We start from the raw sequence: 21412 nt of genomic DNA on the forward strand, positions 1-21412 counted from the left end.
TCGTCATGACCACTCTTGGCGCTCATTCCGAAGTCGGTCGGCTGCGCGAGGTGATCGTGCACCGGCCCGACCTCAGCCTTCGCCGCCTCACCCCGGACAATTGCAGGGCGCTGCTGTTCGACGACGTGCTATGGGTCAAGCGCGCCCGGCAGGAGCATGATGTTTTTGTCGACGCCCTTCGCGAGCGCGGCGTCACCGTGCACCTGTTCGGCGATCTGCTGGCCGAGACGATGGTGCTGCCGGATGCCCGCGACTGGCTGCTCGACCGGCGCGTCGATGCCTCGGTGGTCGGCTACGACATGGTGGGCGAGCTGCGCGGCTGGCTGGACGAGGTGCCGGCCGACAGGCTCGCAATGCTGCTGGTGGGCGGCATCGCCCGCGCCGAACTGCCCTTCCAGCCGGCGGGTCTCACCGGCCGGACGCTGTTGCCTCAGGATTTCGTGCTGCCGCCGCTGCCGAACCAGCTCTTCATGCGCGACAGCTCCTGCTGGATCTACCGCTCGGTATCCGTCAACGCCATGTACTGGGCCGCGCGCAAACCCGAGGCGGCGAATGTCGAAGCGGTCTATCGGTTCCATCCGCGCTTTCGCGATGCGGGCCTGCCTTTCGTCTCGCCGGACAATCCCGGTCCCGGAGTGAGCCTGGAAGGCGGCGACGTCATGCCGGTCGGCGGGGGTGTCGTGCTGGTCGGCATGGGCGAGCGCACGACGCCGCAGGCGGTCGGCGGGCTGGCGCGCAGCCTGTTTTCGGCGGGCGAGGCAACCCATGTCGTCGCCGCGCTGATGCCGCGCGACCGCTCGTTCATGCACCTCGACACCGTTTTCACCTTCTGCGATCGGGATCTCGCGACCATGTATCCGCCGGTCGTCGAGCGGCTGCGTACCTTTTCGCTGCGGCCGGGCGAGGGCGAGGCTGCCGTCGACGTCATCGAGGAGACGAAACCCTTCGTGGAGGTGGTGAAGGAGGCAATGGGACTGAAGACGCTGCGCATCGTCTCAACTGGCGGCGACGCCTATGAATCGGAGCGCGAGCAATGGGACGACGGCAACAATGTCGTCGCCGTCGAGCCGGGCGTGGTCATCGGCTACGACCGCAACGTCTACACCAACACGCTGCTGCGTCGGTCCGGCATAGAGGTCATCACCGTGGAGGGCGCCGAGCTCAGCCGAGGGCGTGGCGGTGGCCATTGCATGACCTGCCCCATCGCGCGCGACCCGATCTGACGAAGGAGGAACTGACATGCCCGTCAATCTGCATGGTCGCAATGTGCTGACGCTGGACGATTTTTCCGGCGCGGAGATCCGCTACCTGCTGCGTCTCGGCGCCGAACTCAAGGCGGCGAAGCAGGCGGGAACGGAGGTGCAGCGGCTTGTCCGCAAGAACATCGCCCTGATCTTCGAGAAGGACTCGACCCGCACGCGCTCCGGCTTCGAGGTCGCAGCTTACGACCAGGGAGCGCATGTCACCTATATTGGCCCTTCCGGCAGCCACATCGGCCACAAGGAATCGATGAAGGACACGGCGCGCGTGCTCGGGCGCATGTATGACGCCATCGAGTTCCGAGGCTTCAGTCAGCATCAGGCGGACGAACTGGCTGCCTATGCCGGGGTTCCGGTCTATAACGGGCTGACCGACGAGGCGCACCCGACCCAGGTGCTCGCCGATTTCATGACCATGCGCGAATTCTCGCACAAGCACCTCTCCGACATGACACTCGTCTTCGTCGGTGAGGGGCGTGACAACGTGGCGACGTCGCTGGCGATCGGTGCAGCGAAGGTCGGCATGGACATGAGGATCGCCTCGCCCCGTTCTCTCTGGCCGGATGATGGGTTCTGCGATCACGTTCGCGGCCTGGCCGAAACGAGCGGCGGCAGCTTCAGGCTGGACGAGGATGTGAACGCGGCCGTGCTCGGGGCTGATTTCGTCTATACGGACGTCTGGCTTTCCATGGGCGAGAATGAAAATGCCTGGCGAGAGCGCATCGAACTTCTGACGCCCTATCGTGTGACCCGCGACCTCATGGCGGCCACGAGAAGGCCGCATGCCAAGTTCATGCATTGCCTGCCCGCCTTCCATAATACCGAGACGGAGGTCGGGCGGGATATCGCCAGCAGCTTCGGCATCGATTGCATGGAAGTTACCGACGAAGTTTTCGAATCCGCCGCATCCGTGGTCTTTGACCAGGCGGAGAACCGCATGCACACGATCAAGGCGATCCTCGTCGCCACCATCGGAGGCTGACATGCGGATCGTCGTCGCTCTCGGCGGCAACGCCCTCCTGCGGCGCGGCGAGCCAATGACGGCAGAGAACCAGCGCGCCAACATTCGCCGCGCGGCGGCGGTGCTGGCCAAGCTGATCGCTGCGGGCCATGCGCTGGTGATTACCCATGGCAACGGGCCGCAGGTCGGGCTGCTTGCGCTCCAGGCGGCAACGACGCCCGATGCGCCTTTTCCCCTCGACGTGCTCGATGCCGAAAGTGCCGGGATGATTGGTTATGTGCTTCAGCAGGAACTCGGCAATGTCGTCCAGGATCGGCTGTTCGCCACGCTTCTGACGCAGGTTCGAGTCGATCCTCGGGATTGCGCCTTCAGGGCACCGACAAAGCCCATTGGCCCCGTCTACGACGAAACGACGGCGCGACGGCTGGCGGCGGAGCGGGGCTGGCAGATCGCACCCGACAATGACAAATGGCGCCGTGTCGTCGCCTCGCCGAAACCCTTGGCGATCCTCGAAGCGGAGGTGCTCGGCCTGCTCGTCGAACGCGGTGTCATCGTTATTTGCGCCGGCGGCGGGGGCATCCCCGTCGTGGAACGGGAAGATGGCAGCCTTATCGGCATAGAGGCCGTCATCGACAAGGATTTTGCTTCCGCACTCCTCGCGCGCCAGCTTCATGCGGACTTTCTTCTCATGTTGACCGATGTCGACGCCGTTTATCGTGGCTGGGGCACGGATGCCGCCGTTCCTCTCGGCATCGTGAAGGCATCGGATCTTGCGCCGGGCGATTTTCCCGCGGGCTCGATGCGGCCGAAGGTCGAGGCAGGCATCGCGTTCGCCGATGCCGGTAAGCCGGCCGCGATCGGCCGGCTCGAGGATGCCGTGGAGATCGTCGCGGGCCTACGAGGAACATGGATCGAACCGGTGGATGCGTGAGGCATCGGCACGGCCGCGTTTGACCCGCGTCAAGGTGTCGTGCACCCAAACGGCTATCTTCTCAACAAATAGGCAGGCAGGACGGAGGACAGTCCAGTGAGCTACAAATCCATTCTTGTTAATCTGGATATCGAAGGGCCGATCGTTCCGATCGTGAAGGCGGCAAACGAGCTGGCTCAACGGTGGAACGCCAAGCTGACCGGCTTCTGCGCGGCCGATGCCTACCTTCCGGTCACGGGGCCGGAAGGTGCGGAACTGGCGGCGCAGGTGTGGCGGCAGATGCGCGACGACGACGAGCGCCGTTTCAAGGACCTGCGCAAGGAATTTGAGGCGCTGGTTGCCGGTGCTGTCGCGACCGACTGGCGCGTCGCGCAGGAAAGGCCGACCTATGCGCTGACCCAAGCGGCGAGGATCGCCGACATCGTCGTCACCGGGGCTGCCGACGGCGCGGCGACGAAAGACACGGCGCGCCGGGTCGATCCGGGCAGCGCGGTGCTGCAGCTGGGCCGGCCTCTCCTGGTCGTCGGGAACGACACGGACCACCGCGTCGGCCGGAAGATCGTCGTTGCGTGGAAGGATACGCGCGAGGCGCGGCGGGCGGTCGCCGACGCCATGCCGTTGTTGCAGGCTGCCGATGACGTCGTGGTTGCGACGGTGGCTCCGGCCATCGATCAGTGGGCGCGCGAGAGCTTGGGCGACGTGGTATCCTTTCTCGCAGCTCATGGGGTGACCGCACGCAGTGAAACCATTGAAAGCGGTCGGGAAACCGACAGCCTGATCGAACTCGTCGATCGGCACGACGCCGATCTCGTCGTATCCGGCGCCTATGGGCACAGCCGCCTCAGGGAGTGGGCGTTCGGCGGTATGACCCGATCGCTGCTCGACGAGATCCGGATCAGCCGTTTCATGTCCAACTGACGGATCTGGAACGAGCGGTCGCAGGCGGAGACACGAAAATGCAGCCGGAAACGTCGCCGTCGCAGGCCGTGGATTCGGTGCCGGCCTATTGGTCCATTTCCGCCGAGGCTCTCCTTGCGCGGCTGGATACCCGCACAAGCGGGCTTTCGAGCGAGGCCGCGAGGAACCGCCTCAACCGCATCGGGGCCAATACGATCCGGGCGGGGCAAGGTGGTTCGGCGCTTGCGGCTTTTGCGCGGCAATTCCGCAGCCCGCTTGTCCTTATCCTCATCTTTGCTGCCATCGTATCGGGTGTCGTCGGTGAGGGCAGCGAGGCGGTCATCATCGGCGTCATCGTGCTGGCGAGCTGCGTTCTTTCCTTCTCGCAGGAATATGGCGCCTCCCGCGCCATGCAGGCGCTTACCGCCCGCATCGCCCGCAAGGCCCTCGTGCTGCGCGACGGGCGGGAAACCCTGCTTCCCGTCGAGGAGATCGTGCCGGGTGATATCGTGCGGCTTTCGGCGGGAAACCTCATCCCGGCCGACGGCATTCTCCTGGAGACGCGCGACTTCAATGTCAGTGAGGCGGCGCTGACCGGCGAGACCTTCCCGGTGATCAAGACGGCGGGCATCTGCCCGCCCGAAGCCCGCCTCGGCCAACGGACGAACACGGCCTTCACCGGCACCTCCGTGCGCAGCGGCACGGCGAAGATGGTGGTCGTGAAGACGGGCGGCGCGACCGAGTTCGCCTCCATCGCCGCGACCATCGCCCATGTCGCGCCGGAGACGGATTTCGCGCGCGGCATTCGCCGCTTCGGCTATCTCATGACGGAGATTATGCTGGTCATCGTCATCCTCGTCTTCTTCGCCAATCTCCTGCTGCATCGCCCGGCGGTGGATTCGCTGCTGTTTTCCCTGGCGCTCGCCGTGGGGCTGACGCCCGAACTGCTGCCGGCGATCATCAGCGTGACGCTGGCGCGTGGTGCCCGCACCATGGCCGCGAACGGCGTCATCGTGCGTCGGCTCGACGCCATCGAGAACCTCGGCAGCATGGACCTTCTGTGCACGGACAAGACCGGTACCCTGACGGAAGGTGTCATTCATCTCGACGCCTGCCTGGACGTTGCCGGGACCGATGCACCGCAGGTGCGGCTTTGGGCGCTGCTGAACGCCACATTGCAGACGGGAATGGCGAACCCGCTGGACGAGGCCATCGCCTCCGGAAAGGGCGCGCGGGACGACATTGCCGCCTATGCCAAGGTAGACGAGATCCCCTATGATTTCATCCGCAAGCGGCTCTCCGTCGTCGTCCGTCGGGCGGAGGAGCCGGAAGACCTGATGATCTGCAAGGGCGCGGTGCAGACCGTGGTCGGGGCCTGCTCCTTCGTGCTTGCCGAGGACGGCGCGCCGGTGCCGCTCGATGCAGCCGCGGCTGCGGCGATCGATGGGAGGGTGCAGGCCTGGAGCGGAAAGGGATATCGCGTTCTCGGACTGGCCGTGCGCCGCTTCGCGCGGCAGGACAGCTATCGCCGGGAGGACGAGGCCGATCTTGCCCTTGCCGGCTTCCTGCTGTTCTTCGATCCACCCAAGACGGGCATGGCGGAAACGCTGAAGGCGCTGGCATCCCGTGGCATCAAGGTGAAGATCATTACGGGCGACAATCGCTATGTCGCTGCCCATCTTGCCGAAACCGTGGGGCTGCCGCACCGCCGCGTCCTCACAGGAACCGAGGTGAGCCGACTGACGAAGGAGGCACTGGTGCGCCGCGTCTCCCAGAACGATATCTTCGCGGAGATCGATCCGAACCAGAAGGAGCGCATTATCGCGGCGCTGCGCAAGCACGGCCATGTCGTCGGCTATCTCGGCGACGGCATCAACGATGCACCGGCCCTGCACGAGGCCGATGTCGGCATTTCCGTCGAGGGCGCGGTGGACGTGGCGCGCGAGGCGGCCGACATGATCCTGCTCCAGCGCGACCTCGGCGTGCTGCTGCGCGGGATCGACGACGGACGGAAAACCTTCGCCAACACGATGAAATACATTTCCATCACCACCAGCGCGAATTTCGGCAATATGGTTTCGATGGCCTTCGCCTCGCTCGCCCTGCCGTTCCTGCCGCTGCTCGCACCGCAGATCCTGCTCAACAATTTCCTGGCAGACATGCCGTCGCTCGCCATCGCCACCGACAATGTCGACCTCGATCAGGTCCGCACGCCGCGACGCTGGGACATTGCCTTCGTGCGCCGCTTCATGGTGACCTTCGGTCTGGTCAGCTCGCTTTTCGATTTGGTGACCTTCGCCTTCCTCCTCCTCGTCGCTGGGGCGACGGCCTCGGTATTCCAGACCGGGTGGTTTGTTGAATCCTTGGTTACTCAGCTTGCCATCGTTCTCGTTGTGCGGACGCATGTAGCCTTCTGGCGCAGCCGCCCGAGCGCCTTACTTTCCTCGCTGACGCTGGCCGTCGCCGTGTTTGCCATCGCGATCCCCTATCTGCCCGGCGCGGACTGGTTCGGCTTCGTTGCTCTACCGCTGCCGGTCGTCGGCGGTCTGATCGCGATCACGCTTGCCTATCTGGCGGTTTCGGAAACGGCAAAACACTGGTTCTTCGCGCGCGAGCGCCACCGCAGGCAAGTACGGCGCCGCGTTTGACCCGGGTCAAGGCACCGACGCGGCAAAAGGATTTGATGGTGGTTCATCAGGAGATCGCCATGCCGCGCCGCATCCTCGTCATCATCGGCCATCCCGACCCGGAACCGAAACGGCTTTGCCGGGCGCTCACCGCCAGCTATGCTGATGGAGCCCGTTCCGCGGGACATGAGGTGCAGCTTATCGATGTCGCGGCGCTTGACTTCCCCCCGTTGCGTTCGATGGAGGAATTCGAGCAGCGCCCCCTGCCGGTGACGCTGGAGGCAGCGGTTGAGGCAATCCGGCATGCCGAGCACATCGTCTTCGTCTTCCCGCTATGGCTCGGTACGATGCCGGCCTTATTGAAAGCCTTTCTGGAGCAGGTGATGCGCCCCGGCGTCGCATTCGCCTATTCAGAAGCGGGCGGCGGCGGTTTCGCGCGAACGCTGCTCAAGGGGCGTTCCGCGCGGATCATCGTGACCATGGGCATGCCCGCCTTCTTCTACCGGCTCTGGTATCTCGGCCACGGCGTCGCGGGTATACGCCGCAACATCCTGAACTTCGTGGGCATCAGCCCCGTCCGGGAAACGCTGTTCGGCATGGTAGATGGCGCAAGCGCCGAGACGCGCGCAAAATCGCTCACGAAGATGCGGGCCCTCGGTGCGCGCGCCGGCTGACCGGCAAGGTCTCAAGGCACCAGCACGGCCGCGCCGTTGAGACGGCCCGCCCTGAGATCGGCAAGAGCTTCGTTGGCTGCGGCGAGGGGATAGGTCGTGGTGTGCGTGCGCACGCCGGCGGCATGCGCCACCGGAAAGAATGTCTCCGCGTCGCGCCGCGTCAGGTTGGCCACGGAGACGAGCTCCCGCTCCTCCCACAGCACCGCATAGGGCATGGACGGGATGTCGCTCATGTGAATGCCGCCGCAAACGACACGGCCCGCCTTGCGAACCGCGCGTAGCGCCGCCGGCACGAGTTCACCCACAGGGGCGAAGATCAGTGCAGCATCGAGCGGAACTGACGGCACCTCCTGTGAACCGCCGGCCCAGACGGCGCCGAGGCCGAGCGCAAATTGCTGCGCATCCGTATCGCCAGGCCGGGTGAAAGCATAGACCTCGCGGCCCTGCCAGACGCAGACCTGCGCGATGATATGGGCCGCGGCGCCGAAGCCATAGAGCCCGATGCGCTTTCCCTCGCCCGCTTTCGTCAAGGCCCGCCACCCGATTAGCCCCGCGCACAGGAGGGGGGCCAGCGCAACCGGATCGGCGTCGGGGTCGAGATCGAAGGCGAAGCCGGCGTCGGCCACCGCATGGGTGGCAAAACCGCCATCACGCGTGTAGCCGGTGAAAAGCGGCGCATCGCAAAGGTTTTCCGCATCGGACCGGCAATAGGGGCAGGTGCCGCAGGTATGCCCGAGCCAGGGCACGCCGACGCGCCGGCCGAGCCGAGAGGCATCGACACCGGGCCCGACGGCCTCGACGATGCCGACGATCTCATGCCCCGGCACAAGCGGCAGCTTCGGATGTTCCAGCTCGCCGTCGACGACGTGGAGATCCGTGCGGCACACCGCGCAGGCCTCGACCGTCAGCCTTATTTCGCCCGGTCCAGGGATCGGATCGGGATGTTCAACCAGGACAAGCCTTGTTCTCGGTCTTTCCAGGATCATCGCCTTCATCGCTGACCTCCAGTAGAAGATGCGAAAAATGTGAGGCGGAAGCATTGCTCCCGCCTCGTCGGCCGTCGTCAGTCGTGTCACATCATCCGACGGAAATGTGGTCTTCGACCGCATGGACGCCGGCGGCGGCCCAGGCAGCCTGTTCGGCGGCACGGCGTTCGGACCACGCATGGACCCGGCCGTCCAGGCGTACCTTGCCGCCATCGAGAACGGCGACTTTGATTGCCTGCGCTTCGACCTCCGCATTGCGTTTCAGCGCATCTTCGATCCGCTTCTTCACGTCGAGCGCCGAGACGTGGTGCTTGATCTCGACCTGGTTCGTCACGCCGATGACGCCGGCGAGGTCACGCACCGCATTGGCGGCCGCGATCCGCTGATATTGCCAGTCGACCTTGCCGCTCAGCGTGATCCAGCCCTTCTGGACCTTCACCTGCACGGCGTTGTCGGGGACCGATGTGTTCCAGGCGATCGAATTGATGGCGCGCTTGGCGATTTCGTCATCGGCCGTGCGGTTGGTTCCGAATGGCCGTACTTCGATCTCCTGGGCGATGCCCTTGACGCCCTTGACCCGTCCCACGACGTCCTCGATCTTGAGTTTCTGGCTGTAGGTCGGGACATGCCCGGTCAGCGTGATGATGCCGTTCTCCACCGCCACGCCGATATCGGCCGCGTCGATGCTGGGTTCGAAGTCGAGTTCGTCCAGGATGTCCTGTCTCAATGTGCTGTCATTCATGACTTTCACCTCGTTCTTCCGGCGGGCACCATTCCCGCCCTGAGCCTGTTCATTCTCCGACGGGAAAGGCCTGCATGCGTTGACCGGCGTCAAAATCGGCATTTTTCGAACGTCACCTAGCTGTCGCTGGCGGGCTTCTCGCCATCGCCCCAAGGCCGCCAATGGGTGGGGGACACATCGACACGCTCACGCGTGCCCGATTTCACCCACCCGACCAGCGTGCGCCGGCAGGGAAAGATCAGCGTGTGCGTTCCGTCGCGGTCGACGACTGCCAGTTCGATATCCTGATTGTAGGGAGCGGTGGAAACCGGTTGCCACATTGAGCGATGTCTACGAGGAGCCGGATGCGAAGGCGCTCAGGCCGTTCGAATAGCAGCCTCGATCTCCGTTTTGGAGCGTCCGGTCATGTCCTTGACGATTTCGCCAAGCAGCCGTTCCTTCAGACTCCGATGAAAGTGCCGACGCATTTCGCCGAGGGTTCGCGCGTCCGCGATGATGAGCAGCGTGGTGATCTCGCAGGCGACAGCCGCCCGGTTAAGCGCGGCGCAGGCCGTGGCGGCGAAATCGTCTTCGAGGAGGCGCATCTTGTCCGGGTTGGCGATGCTGTTCCTGTGGTGTGCGCCGGAGCCGCCATGTCCTTCCGGCAGCCGGGGCGTGGGCAGGGCGAGGAGTTCGATGCCGGGCTCGTGGGCCATGTTCTTGAAGAGAAGCAATCTGTGGCCGTCGACGACCGCCACTGTCGCGCCATTGGGTAGGATCATTGTGGTTCTCCCTGTTGGGCCGCGCCCTACTGTCGGGTCGGCGGAATCAACGACCTGCCTCAGGTCACTGTGCATCAGGCAGCGAGATCGTGCAGTGCCTGCCTTTTGACGATCTCCACGCCGCGAAGGTTCGGCAGCCGGATGACGCCTTTCTGGCGGAGCCTTGAAAACACGCGGGAAACGGTTTCGATGCTGAGGCCGAGATAGTCGCCGATATCGGCGCGAGCCATTTGCAGCTCGATCAGCCGCAGGCCGCCCTGGCGCTCCGACATGTCGAGAAGGAAGGCGGCGACGCGTTCCGTCGCGTTCTGCCGGCCGAGCACGAGCAGATGCTCCTGCGCCCGAACGAGGCTTTGCAGGGCCATGGGAAGCAGTGCGCCGGCATGATCACCATGGAGCGGCGTGGTGCGCTGCATTCTTATGCCCGTTGCGCATGTTGCTTCGGCAAAGAAATGGTGGTTGGCGTCGGTCTCGAACCCGAACATCTCCCCGGCGAGGTGAAAGGCGGAAATCTGGCGTCGTCCATCCGCCAGCAGCCGATAGACCCGCACGGCGCCGAACTCCACGGTATAGAGGCTGCCGCACTTTTCGCCCTGCGCATAGATTTCCGCGCCGGCGGGAAAGAATGTCGGCGCGTCGCTTGCCGGTCGACGACCGGCCATCCCCGGATCGAAGGCGGCCCTGCGATGAAACGATGTCAGAATATCTTCATGAACGGTCATGATTTTCTCCCTGAAGTCGATGGGAGATCATCGCGCAAATCCTGCGAAACGAAATTCGGTCATGTCCGTAGGGGAAAATGCTTAGCAGTCTGCCCGCGCCGTTGGCGGCGGCCTCAACGACGGGTGCTGGCGACCTTGAGGGCGATAGCCATTCGGACGAGTTCGGCAAGGCTTTTTGCTTGCATCTTCGACATGATGTTGGCGCGGTGGACCTCTACCGTGCGCGGGCTGATGTCGAGATCGTAGGCGATCGTCTTGTTGGGCAGGCCGGAGACGACGGCGGAGAGGACCTCGCGCTCTCGATCCGAAAGGCTGCTCAGGCGTGTCCGCAACGCCCCGGTATCGCCGGAAACCTCGACTGTGTCTTCCAATCGGCTGGCAGCCCGCGTGATCGCGTCGATCAGGGTTCCGTCCTCAAACGGCTTTTCGATGAAATCGATCGCGCCGGCCTTCATGGCCGACACTGCCATCGGCACGTCGCCGTGCCCGGTGATCACGATTGCCGGGGGGAGGGCTTTGATTGCGCCGAGTTTCTCCAGCAGCTCGACGCCGCTCATATCCGGCATCCGCAGGTCGGTCACCAGACAGGCATGGGCGAGTGTCGGCGCGACGGCGAGGAAATGGGTGGCGGATTCGTGCACGCGCACTGTGAAACCCGACATGGTGAGAAGAAAGGCCAGCGATTTGCGCACCGGCTCTTCGTCGTCGACAATATGCACGACATAGCTATCAGGTTTCATAGTCCGCCCCCTGTCCGGCAACCGGCAAGGAGAACCGGAACGTCGTTCCGCCGCTCTCGTTGCGCCGCGCCGATATCTCGCCCCGATGGGCCTCCACGATACGCTTGGATATGGACAGCCCTATACCCATGCCGCTCGCCTTGCTGGTGACGAAAGGCTGGAACAGCCGGGAAGCGATCTCGTCGGAAATGCCTGGCCCTGTATCGGCGACTTCCACGACGACCTGATCGGCTCCGTCCGTCAGGGTGCGCACGACCAGTTCGCGTCGCCCGCTATCGCGCATGGCTTCCATGGCGTTGCGCATCAGATTGATGAGAACCTGCTGAATCTGGACGCGGTCGACAAGAACCGCTTTGGTATTAGGCGAAAAGGCGAAAACCGATCGGATGCCGAGTTCCCTTGACCCGACAAGGGCGAGCGCACCGGCTTCCTCGATCAGTTTGCGCATGTCGTGCGGCGCTTTTTCCGTTTCGCCACGCGTGACGAACTCGCGAAGGTGGCGGATGATTTCGCCGGCTCGCAATGATTGCTTTGCGGTCTCTTCCAGCGCCTCCCGCATCTGGGCGACGGGTTCCTCCGTCATGCCGTCCAGCAGCCTGACACAGCCCTGGGAATAGTTTGCGATGGCCGCCAGCGGCTGGTTGAGTTCATGCGCCAGCGTGGAGGCCATTTCTCCCAGTTCGTTGAGCCGCGCGAGCCGCGCCAGTTCGTTCTGGATTTCCTGCAGCCGCGCCTCGGACTCCTCGCGTTCGGTCAGGTCGCGAATGAAGCCCGTGAAGAAACGGCCATTCGAAGATTGCACCTCCCCGACCGCGAGCTTCATTGGAAAGGTCGAGCCGTCCCGACGAAGGCCCACGACCACGCGGTCCACCCCGATGATGCGCTTCTCGCCCGTTCTGACGTAGCGCTCGATATATCCGTCGTGCTCGCGATGATAGGGTTCCGGCATGAGGATATCGACGTTTCGGCCGAGCACCTCAGCCTCGGTATAGCCGAACTGCCGCACGGCGGCGGCGCTGAAAGAGGTGATGCGCGCCTGTTCGTCGATGACGACCGTCGCGTCGGGCACGGTGTCGAGGATCGAGCGGAGATGCGCCTCCCGCGCCCTGAGCGCGCTTTCGGTTCTGTCTATGGCCCTGCGCGCGTGGTGCAGCATCTCGCCCATCCACGTGATCGCCAGCCCGACGAGCGCGAAGACTGTGACCTGAAGCCAGATTGTTCCGTTGGGGCCGGCGACATAGGTCGCGCTGGCGAGCGAAAGGGCCAGTGCTAAAAGGCCAGGCCCCATGCCGCCGGCGATGGCAGCGACGAGGATAACCGGAATGAAAAGGATGAATGTCGCGGTATTCCCGAATACGCCCTGAAGCAGCCAGCGAAAAGCGAAAACCGATGCCACCAACACCAGCGCCAACCCATACCCGACGCCTCCCTCGAAGCGGCGAGAAAAGATTGCCTGCAGGAAGCGTCCCTGCAATCCGGGTAGATCGCGCGCCGGCATGGTTTTCCTAACGGGACGCCAGCCCGGGCGCCATCGGGAGGAGAGATTTGACCGGCGTCAAGGATACAGCCGCCCGGACATGAAAGGAAGTAAGACAGGCATATTCGAACAGGAGCGGCGCGATATGGACCGGAAACACACGCTCAATGTCGGTTACTTCCTTCTGGCGCTATTTCTGCTCGGCGCATTCCAGACATGGCTTGCCTGGCGAGACGTCGCCCAGCTTTCCCATACCGAACTGATGCAGATGGTGGGCGAGGGCAAGGTGGCGTCGGTCACCATCACGGAAACCAGCGTCCAGGGCCACTTCAAGACGCCGGTGGACGGCAAGAGCCTCTTCCTGTCCACCCGCGTCGATCCGGACGCGGCGGCGGCCTTCGAGAAGGCGGGCGTCAAGGTGACGGGCGGTAGCGACAGCAACTGGCTCACCACGATCCTGTCCTGGGTCCTGCCGGTGCTGCTCTTCTTCGGCGTGTGGATGTTCCTCTTTCGCGGTTTCGCCGAGCGGCAGGGCATGGGCGGGCTCATCAATATCGGCAAGTCCAAGGCGAAGGTCTATGTCGAGCGCGAGACCGGCGTGAGCTTCGAGGACGTCGCGGGGGTCGACGAGGCGAAGCTGGAGCTGATGGAGATCGTGTCCTTCCTGAAGGACAAGGACAAATACGGCCGCCTCGGGGCGCGCATTCCCAAGGGCATCCTGCTCGTCGGCCCGCCCGGTACCGGCAAGACGCTGATGGCCCGCGCGGTCGCGGGCGAAGCCGGTGTGCCGTTCTTCTCGATCTCCGGTTCGGAATTCGTTGAGATGTTCGTCGGCGTCGGGGCGGCGCGGGTGCGCGACCTCTTCGAACAGGCGCGCAAGGCGGCCCCGTGCATCATCTTTATCGACGAACTTGATGCGCTCGGTCGGGCGCGCACCCCTTTTAGCGGTTATGGCGGCGGCGACGAAAAGGAGCAGACGCTCAACCAGTTGCTCTCCGAGCTCGACGGCTTCGATCCGCGCGTCGGCATCGTCCTGCTGGCGGCGACGAACCGGCCGGAAATTCTCGATCCGGCATTGACGCGTGCTGGCCGCTTCGACCGTCAGGTCGTGCTCGACCGGCCGGATCGCAAGGGGCGCGAGGCGATCCTTAAGGTTCACATGAAGCAGGTCAGGACCGCGCCGGGGTTGAATGTCGGAGACATCGCGGGGATTACTCCCGGTTTTACCGGCGCTGATCTTGCCAATCTCGTCAACGAGGCGGCGATCTTCGCCACCCGCCGCGACGCGGACGAGGTGACCATGGCCGATTTCACCGAGGCGGTGGAGCGCATCGTCGCCGGCGCCGAGCGGCGCGGCCGGCTGCTCCGGCCCGAGGAGCGCGAACGTGTCGCCTATCACGAGATGGGCCATGCGCTCGCCGCCGCCTCGCTTTCGAAGACCGATCCCGTCCACAAGGTCTCGATCATTCCCCGCTCGATCGGTGCGCTCGGCTATACGCTGCAACGGCCCACCGACGACCGCTTCCTCATCACCGCCAGCGAACTGAAGGAACGGATGGTCGTGCTGCTGGCCGGTCGCGCGGCGGAAGAGGTCATCTACGAGGAGATATCGACGGGAGCGGCCGACGATCTGTCCAAGGCGACCGATGTCGCGCGTCAGAGCGTCACCCGTTTCGGCATGAGTTCCACGCTCGGCCCGGCGGTATTGGAAGAAGAGAAGCAGCAATGGCTGGGCGACGGCGCGCGGCTGCAGCCGAGGGACTATGCCGAGGCGACGGCGCGGGAAGTCGATCTTGCCGTGCGCGGCATGCTGGATGAGGCGGCCACCGCGGCGCGGGATCTGCTGCACGCCCGCATTGAAGATCTCCGGGCGGGCGCCCGCCTGCTTATCGAGCGCGAGACGATCACGCCCGACGATTTTCCGCCGCTTCGGCGGGCTTCCGAAAGCAAGATCATGCCGCCGGCCAGAGATCGCGCAGCGGTTTCTTCATCGAGTTCCTGACCTGCACGATCTCGCCATGGGAAATGTGCCTGTCGAGCAGGCGGAAAACGGCACGCACGGCCTCGTCCGGGTCGTTGAGCATGTCGCCGGAAAAGGCGTCCTCGACGCGGGCGATGAAATCCTCTTTCTTGCGCTCCCATACGGGCGTATCGAGGGGTTTCCAGTTCTCGAAATAGATGCCCCGCACCAGAACGGGCAGTTGCGAGGAGAGGTCCGTCATCTCTTCCGTCGAAAGCCAGTCACGCAGGGCGTGCAGCACGCACCGCAGCAGGTGATAGGCCCGCGGCTGCGTCCAGCCGAGATCCTCGGCGAGTTCGTTGACCCATTGCTGCGCCTGTTGCGCGGCCTGGGTGAAATTGGTGATCGATGTGCCGCTCATGCGGGTCTCCCTGGAAAATCCCGGTGCGCCGGCCGGCGCACCGGTGATGGTCGCAATGATTATGCAGCCTTGACTGCGATGGTCTTTTCCGCCTGCTTCGCCTCGGCGGTCTTGGGCAGCTTGACGGTCAGCACGCCCTTGGCGAAGGCGGCGTCGATCTTGTCGGCGTCCACCCCGTCGGGAAGCTGGAAACTGCGCTGGAACGAGCCGTAGCGGCGCTCGGAGAGATAGTAGTCCTTCTGCTTTTCTTCTTTTGCCTCCTGCTTTTCGCCCTTGATCGTCAGCGTATGATTGGAGAGCTTGATCTCCACGTTCTTCTCGTCGATGCCGGGAAGCTCGGCCGTGATCTCGTAGGCGTCGGTCTTCTCCACGAGGTCCATGGCGGGCAGCACCTGCCATTCATCGCGGGACATGCGCGGCAATTCGAAGCCGAAGACGCTCGACGGCAGGCGCCAGTCGAAGGGATGGAAGCTCTCGAAAAGCTGGTCGATCTCACGCCGCAGGCTTTCCAGCGGACGGCGCTCGTCGCGCTTGGCAGGGGCGGTCGTCTTCGTGACGGGCATTTTGGTGGCAGCTTCGGCCATGATTGATCTCCTTTGCGTTGAATAATCGTCCTCATTGCCGTCACCCCGGTCTTTTTCGCGCGCCCAGAACGGCGGGGCGGAGGGGCGGCGGTGTTTCCCGCCGAAAAGTCGCTCGTCGGCGCGCTGCCGCGCCGGGCCTTGCTTCGCCTGATCGGCTCGATCCGGCAGGCATCCCAGAAAACGCCGGCCGCCGTCTTGCCGCATTGACGCGGATCAAGGTCGTCGCGGCCGGGTTCTGATTTTCATTCTGAAGACTTTCAAGACGGAGCAACGGCCGTGATCGTATCACCGGAAACAGGCAACGAGCATCAGGGGGCCTGCATCGGCCCGCTTGCCAGGGAAGGAATGCCGTCATGATGGCCGGCAACCGGCTCTGGCTCGCCCTTCTCCTGCTCGCGGCCCTTGCGGTCGGCGGGTTCTATGCCTGGCGGCAGGCCGGAAACGGCGCGCTGCCGGACGGGCTGGCGAGCGGCAACGGGCGCATCGAGGCCGTCGAGATCGATGTCTCGGCGAAATCGCCGGGGCGGATCAAGGATATCCTCGTTGATGAAGGCGACTTCGTGAAGGCGGGCGATGTGCTGGCCCGCATGGATACGGCGGAACTTTCGGCTCGTCGCCGGCAGGCGGAGGCGCAGTTGCAGCGCGCCTCCATCGGCGTGGACACCGCCGGGACGCTGATCGCCCAGCGGGAGGCCGAGAAGACGGCGGCCGCCGCCGTGGTGACGCAGTGCGAGGCCGAGCACGATGTTGCGCAGCGCACGCTGGCGCGCTCGGAACAGCTTGCCGCCAGCAACACGATCTCGCAGCAAATCCTCGACAATGGCCGCGCGGCCGAGCGCAGCGCCGCCGCCGCTGTCGCCGCCGCAAGGGCGCAGCTTGCGGCGAGCGAGGCGGCGATCAACGCGGCGCGGGCGATGGTCGTGGATGCGGAGGCCGCCGTCGACGCGGCGCGCGCCGCCATCGAGGCCATCGACACGGAAATCGACGACGGGACGCTGCGGGCGCCGCGCGACGGGCGCGTGCAGTATCGCGTCGCCCAGCCGGGCGAGGTGCTCGGCAGCGGTGGCCGGGTGCTCAACCTCGTCGATCTCGGCGACGTCTCCATGACGTTCTTCCTGCCCACGGCCGATGCCGGCCGTGTCGCCATCGGCACGGAGGTCCGGCTCGTTCTCGACGCCGCGCCCCAATATGTCATCCCCGCCCGGGCGACCTTCGTCGCCGACGTGGCGCAGTTCACCCCGAAGACGGTCGAGACCGAGGAGGAGCGCCAGAAGCTGATGTTCCGGATCAAGGCGAAGATCGCGCCGGAGCTCCTGCGCAAATATATCCAGCAGGTGAAGACGGGCCTTCCCGGCGTCGCCTATATCCGGCTCGACCCGAAGGCGGAATGGCCCGCCGCCCTCAAGGGAACCCTCTTGCAATGACCCCGCAGGCAACCGCGCCGCGCCGGGTGGCCCGGCTGAAAAATGTCGGGCTTTCCTATGGCAGGACGCAGGCGCTCGATGCCGTCACGCTCGACATGCCGGCCGGCTGCATGGTGGGGCTCATCGGCCCCGACGGCGTCGGCAAGTCCAGCCTGCTGTCGCTGATCGCCGGGGCGCGGACAATGCAGGAGGGGCATATCGAGGTGCTTGGCGGCGACATGGCGCGGTCCGCGCACCGGCACGCCGTCTATCCGCGCATCGCCTACATGCCGCAGGGCCTCGGGCGCAACCTCTATCCGACCCTCTCCGTCTTCGACAATATCGATTTCTTCGGCCGGCTTTTCGGCCACGGGCGGCAGGAGCGGGAGCGGCGTATCGCCGAGCTTCTCGATAGCACCGGGCTTGCGCCTTTCGCCGATCGGCCCGTAGCCAAGCTTTCGGGCGGCATGAAGCAGAAACTCGGCCTTTGCTGCGCGCTGATCCATGATCCGGACCTCCTGATCCTCGACGAGCCGACGACCGGCGTCGATCCGCTGGCCCGCCGACAGTTCTGGCAGTTGATCGAACGGATCCGCGTCCGCCGCGAGGGCATGAGCGTGATCGTCGCCACGGCCTATATGGAGGAGGCCGCACGCTTCGACTGGCTGGTGGCGATGGACGGCGGGCGGATCCTCGCCTCCGGCACGCCGGACGAGCTTCTGCGCCATACGGATACCTCCGACCTCGACGCCGCCTTCATCGCCCTGCTGCCCGCCGAAAAGCGCGCGGAGCACCATCAGGTCGTCATTCCGCCGCGCCCCGCCGATATGGACGGGGAGATCGCCATCGAGGCGGAACATCTGAGCCGGCGTTTCGGCGATTTCACGGCCGTGGACGACGTGAGCTTCCGTATCGCGCGCGGCGAGATCTTCGGTTTCGTCGGCTCGAACGGCTGCGGCAAGACGACCACGATGAAGATACTGACCGGCCTCCTGGAGGCGAGCGGCGGGAGGGCAAGCCTGTTCGGCCGCAAGATCGATCCGCGCGACATCGCGGTGCGGCGGCGTGTCGGCTATATGTCGCAGGGTTTCTCCCTCTATTCGGAACTCACGGTCCGCCAGAATCTGGAGCTGCACGCGCGCCTCTTCGGCATGCCCGCCGCCGATATCGCGGCACGGGTCGAGGAGGAGGCCCGGCAGTTCGCGCTGGCCGGCCACATGGACGCGCTGCCCGGCGCCCTGCCGCTCGGCATCCGCCAGCGGCTGTCGCTGGCCGTCGCGACGATCCATGCGCCCGATATCCTGATCCTCGACGAGCCGACCTCCGGCGTTGATCCGGTGGCGCGCGACGGCTTCTGGCGCATTCTCGTCGACCTGTCGCGGCGCCGGGGCGTCACCATCTTCGTGTCGACCCATTTCATGAACGAGGCCGAGCGCTGCGACCGCATTTCGCTGATGCATGCCGGCAAGGTCCTCGTCAGCGACACGCCGGCGGCCATCGTCGCCGGCCGCAACGCCGATACGCTGGAAGCCGCCTTCGTCGACTATCTGGAAGAGGCCGCGTCGGCCGAAGGGGCCACCGCGTCCGTGCCGGAAGCACCGCCGCCGCAGGAGGAAAGCCCGCGTCCCCAGCGCCGCTTTTTCGACCTCCGGCGGATGTTCGCCTATACGCGGCGCGAAACGCTCGAATTGCTGCGCGACCCGATCCGCGCGACGCTGGCCATCATCGGCAGCCTGATCCTGATGGTGGTGATCGGCTACGGCATCAACATGGATGTCGAGAACCTTTCCTTTGCCGTGCTCGACCAGGACGACACCGCCATCAGCCGGGATTACGGCCTCCAGCTCTCGGGCTCGCGCTTCTTCACGGAAAGGCGGCCGCTCGCTGGCCATGCCGACATGGACCGGCGCATGGAAAGCGGCGAGATCAGCCTTGCGCTGGAAATCCCGCCGGGCTTCGGACGTGACCTGGCGCGCGGCCGCCCCGTCGCCGTCGGCGCCTGGATCGACGGCGCGATGCCCATGCGGGCGGAGACCGTGCGCGGCTATGTCGAAGGCATGCACATGGCCTGGCTTGCGCAGAAGGCGCGCGAGACCTACGGCAAGGATGCCGCGGGGGGCGATTTCCAGCTTGAGGTCCGCTACCGCTACAATCCCGATGTGCGCAGTCTTGACGCCATGGTGCCTGCGGTCATTCCCATGCTGCTGTTGATGATCCCGTCCATGCTGGCGGTGTTGAGCGTGGTGCGCGAGAAGGAACTGGGCTCGATTGTCAATTTCTATGTCACTCCGGTGACGCGGCTGGAATTCCTGATCGGCAAGCAAATCCCCTACGTGGCCGTGGCGATGATGAATTTCGTCCTGATGACGGCCTTCGCCGTCTTCGTCTTCGACGTGCCCTTCACCGGCAGCTTCGCCACCCTGTCGGCAGCGGCCTTCCTCTATGTCATCGTGGCGACGGCGATGGGGCTCGTTCTTTCCACCTTCCTGAACAGCCAGATCGCGGCGATCTTCGCGACCGCGCTCGTCACCATGCTGCCCGCCTCGCAATATTCCGGCCTCATCGATCCGGTGACGTCGCTTCAGGGGTTCGGCGCCTTCATCGGCCGGATCTATCCGACGACCCATTTCATCACCATCGCGCGCGGCACCTTCTCCAAGGCACTCGGCCTTGCGGACCTCGCTAGCGCCTTCACGCCGCTGCTCATCGCCATACCGGTCCTGGTCGGCCTTGGCGTACTCTTCCTCAGAAAGCGGGCACGTTGATGCGGGCAGCGAACATCCTCCATCTCGGCATGAAGGAACTGCGCGGCCTCGGCCGCGATCCGGTGCTTCTCCTCCTGATCGTCCACGCCTTCACGCTGGCGATCTACACCGCCTCGAAGGCGATGCCGGAAACGCTCAACCGGGCGCCGATCGCCATCGTCGACGAGGACCGCTCGGCCCTGTCGGCGCGCATCGCCAGCGCCTTCTACCCGCCCTATTTCCTCGCGCCGTCGCTCATCTCGCAGCAGGAGATGGACAGCCGCATGGATGCCGGCCTCGACACCTTCGCGCTCGACATCCCGTCGGGCTTCCAGCGCGACCTTCTCGCGGGCCGGGCCCCGACCCTCCAGCTCAACATCGACGCGACGCGCATGTCGCAGGCTTTTACCGGCGGCGGCTATGTCCAGGCGATCGTATCGGGTGAGGTGGACGAATTCCTCGCCGGCCACCGCGCGCAAACCGTGCTGCCAGTCTCCCTCGACCTGCGCGCCCGCTTCAACCCGGAGCTGGACAAGGGATGGTTCGGTGCGATCAGCGATGTCATCACGTCGATCACCATGCTGTCGATCGTGCTGACCGGCGCCGCGCTCATCCGCGAGCGCGAGCATGGCACGATCGAGCATCTTTTGGTGATGCCGGTGACGGCCTTCGAGATCATGGTGAGCAAGGTCTGGTCGATGGGCATCGTCGTGCTGGCCGCTGCCGCCTTCAGTCTCGTCTTCGTCGTGGAGGGCCTGCTCGCCGTGCCCGTCAACGGCTCGCTTACCCTGTTCCTTGCCGGCGCGGCGCTCGATATCTTCGCAATGACGTGCCTTGGCATCTTCCTTGCCACCGTGGCCGGCTCGATGCCGCAGTTCGGGCTCCTGCTGATGATGGTGCTGATGCCGCTGCAACTGCTGTCGGGCGGCGTCACCCCGCGCGAAAGCATGCCCGATGCCATCCAGTTCATCATGTTGGCGGCGCCCAACACGCATTTCGTGATCCTGGCGCAGGCCGTTCTGTTCCGCGGCGCGGGACTGGACATGGTCTGGCCTCAGCTTGTCGCAATGTTCTTGATCGGCGGGACTCTTTTCGCCTTCTCCCTGAGCCGCTTTCGGCATTTCCTGCAATAGAATCCAATCTCACGATTGTGCATGAGATTTTTCGGTTCAAGATCGGGCCGATAGTTCGATTCCTTTTAAGAGCCCACTACACGGCAACCGAGACGCCTGGAAAATTTATCGCTGAGCAGTCCTCAGCGGACTGGTGCCGATAGCGCCTCGCCCAGGGTTGCGCCTAAGACAAAGTTGCCTGCTCTGCCCCGAGTAGTTGGCCCGGGGACTATACCATCTCTGCAGAAGCACTTCGCGCTTGCGTAGTTCGAGTGGCGTTGCACTTTCAGGATCGTGTAAGAGATCCGCTTGCAAGGTTCCGGCTCAAGGCTGGGACAAGGGGTAGTTGGGGGGTTACCCAACTTTACCCAGAACGCCTCCCGCTTTTCCCCTAGCTTCGCCGACCCTCGC

Annotated in this window: 19 protein-coding genes; 10 read left to right on the forward strand and 9 right to left on the reverse strand. The window is 64.7% G+C overall.

The genetic code is table 11. The annotated features are described in order from the left end of the window. The first annotated feature begins 5 nt into the window (after positions 1-5). From DSD28_RS02070 to DSD28_RS02095, 6 genes are all read left to right on the forward strand, one after another. The gene (locus DSD28_RS02070; RefSeq protein WP_119254682.1) at positions 6-1223 is read left to right on the forward strand and encodes an arginine deiminase; all 1218 of its coding nucleotides are present in this window, start codon (positions 6-8) and stop codon (positions 1221-1223) included. A gap of 16 nt (positions 1224-1239) precedes the next feature. Then, positions 1240-2241, forward strand: a complete 1002-nt coding sequence (argF, locus tag DSD28_RS02075; protein ID WP_119254683.1) for an ornithine carbamoyltransferase — start codon at positions 1240-1242, stop codon at positions 2239-2241. A 1-nt stretch (position 2242) separates the two neighbouring features. Continuing rightward, positions 2243-3151, forward strand: coding sequence for a carbamate kinase (arcC, locus tag DSD28_RS02080; protein WP_119254684.1), 909 nt, complete (start codon positions 2243-2245; stop codon positions 3149-3151). Between the two features lie 96 nt (positions 3152-3247). Then, positions 3248-4069, forward strand: coding sequence for a universal stress protein (locus DSD28_RS02085; RefSeq protein WP_119254685.1), 822 nt, complete (start codon positions 3248-3250; stop codon positions 4067-4069). Positions 4070-4107: 38 nt separating this feature from the next. Then, a complete protein-coding gene (gene mgtA, locus DSD28_RS02090; RefSeq protein WP_119254686.1) occupies positions 4108-6696 on the forward strand; it encodes a magnesium-translocating P-type ATPase in 2589 nt (862 codons plus the stop codon). A 59-nt stretch (positions 6697-6755) separates the two neighbouring features. Further along, positions 6756-7349 carry an NAD(P)H-dependent oxidoreductase gene (locus tag DSD28_RS02095; RefSeq protein WP_119254962.1) on the forward strand — a complete coding sequence of 198 codons (594 nt, stop codon included), beginning with the start codon at positions 6756-6758 and terminating at the stop codon, positions 7347-7349. Positions 7350-7360: 11 nt separating this feature from the next. Here the strand turns inward: DSD28_RS02095 and DSD28_RS02100 are convergent, their stop codons facing one another. From DSD28_RS02100 to DSD28_RS02130, 7 genes are all read right to left on the reverse strand, one after another. Then, entirely contained in the window at positions 7361-8344 is a 984-nt protein-coding gene (locus DSD28_RS02100) for a zinc-dependent alcohol dehydrogenase family protein (protein WP_119254687.1), read from the reverse strand. Positions 8345-8426: 82 nt separating this feature from the next. Beyond that, on the reverse strand, positions 8427-9077 hold the full coding sequence (locus DSD28_RS02105) for a BON domain-containing protein (protein ID WP_119254688.1): 651 nt from the start codon (positions 9075-9077) through the stop codon (positions 8427-8429). A gap of 116 nt (positions 9078-9193) precedes the next feature. Then, on the reverse strand, positions 9194-9397 hold the full coding sequence (locus DSD28_RS02110; protein ID WP_119254689.1) for a hypothetical protein: 204 nt from the start codon (positions 9395-9397) through the stop codon (positions 9194-9196). 36 nt (positions 9398-9433) lie between these two features. Then, entirely contained in the window at positions 9434-9814 is a 381-nt protein-coding gene (locus DSD28_RS02115) for a host attachment protein (RefSeq protein WP_245424704.1), read from the reverse strand. Between the two features lie 98 nt (positions 9815-9912). Next, the gene (locus DSD28_RS02120; RefSeq protein ID WP_245424729.1) at positions 9913-10500 is read right to left on the reverse strand and encodes a helix-turn-helix domain-containing protein; all 588 of its coding nucleotides are present in this window, start codon (positions 10498-10500) and stop codon (positions 9913-9915) included. A 173-nt stretch (positions 10501-10673) separates the two neighbouring features. Beyond that, positions 10674-11300, reverse strand: coding sequence for a response regulator FixJ (gene fixJ, locus DSD28_RS02125; RefSeq protein ID WP_119254692.1), 627 nt, complete (start codon positions 11298-11300; stop codon positions 10674-10676). After that, complete coding sequence (locus tag DSD28_RS02130) at positions 11290-12798, reverse strand: PAS domain-containing sensor histidine kinase (protein WP_119254693.1); 1509 nt, start codon at positions 12796-12798, stop codon at positions 11290-11292. Before DSD28_RS02130 ends, fixJ begins: the two co-directional genes overlap by 11 nt. Positions 12799-12922: 124 nt before the next feature. On the opposite strand from DSD28_RS02130, the gene ftsH reads away from it, so the two are divergent. Further along, complete coding sequence (ftsH, locus tag DSD28_RS02135) at positions 12923-14779, forward strand: ATP-dependent zinc metalloprotease FtsH (RefSeq protein WP_119254694.1); 1857 nt, start codon at positions 12923-12925, stop codon at positions 14777-14779. Here the strand turns inward: ftsH and DSD28_RS02140 are convergent. Next, positions 14730-15158, reverse strand: a complete 429-nt coding sequence (locus DSD28_RS02140) for a DUF2267 domain-containing protein (RefSeq protein ID WP_119254695.1) — start codon at positions 15156-15158, stop codon at positions 14730-14732. The two genes, ftsH and DSD28_RS02140, sit on opposite strands and share 50 nt — an antisense overlap. A 59-nt stretch (positions 15159-15217) precedes the next feature. Then, entirely contained in the window at positions 15218-15742 is a 525-nt protein-coding gene (locus DSD28_RS02145; RefSeq protein WP_119254696.1) for an Hsp20/alpha crystallin family protein, read from the reverse strand. A gap of 356 nt (positions 15743-16098) precedes the next feature. On the opposite strand from DSD28_RS02145, the gene DSD28_RS02150 reads away from it, so the two are divergent. From DSD28_RS02150 to DSD28_RS02160, 3 genes are read left to right on the forward strand one after another with little or no spacing between them, the layout of a single operon-like run. Further along, positions 16099-17166 carry an HlyD family secretion protein gene (locus DSD28_RS02150; protein WP_119254963.1) on the forward strand — a complete coding sequence of 356 codons (1068 nt, stop codon included), beginning with the start codon at positions 16099-16101 and terminating at the stop codon, positions 17164-17166. Beyond that, positions 17163-19910: a ribosome-associated ATPase/putative transporter RbbA gene (gene rbbA, locus DSD28_RS02155; RefSeq protein ID WP_119254697.1), complete on the forward strand. Its 2748-nt coding sequence runs from the start codon at positions 17163-17165 to the stop codon at positions 19908-19910. Before DSD28_RS02150 ends, rbbA begins: the two co-directional genes overlap by 4 nt. Continuing rightward, positions 19910-21022, forward strand: a complete 1113-nt coding sequence (locus DSD28_RS02160; RefSeq protein WP_119254698.1) for an ABC transporter permease — start codon at positions 19910-19912, stop codon at positions 21020-21022. Before rbbA ends, DSD28_RS02160 begins: the two co-directional genes overlap by 1 nt. Positions 21023-21412 lie beyond the last annotated feature (390 nt).

This window comes from Shinella zoogloeoides (assembly GCF_003574625.1).
Taxonomy (GTDB): Bacteria; Pseudomonadota; Alphaproteobacteria; order Rhizobiales; family Rhizobiaceae; genus Shinella; species Shinella zoogloeoides_A.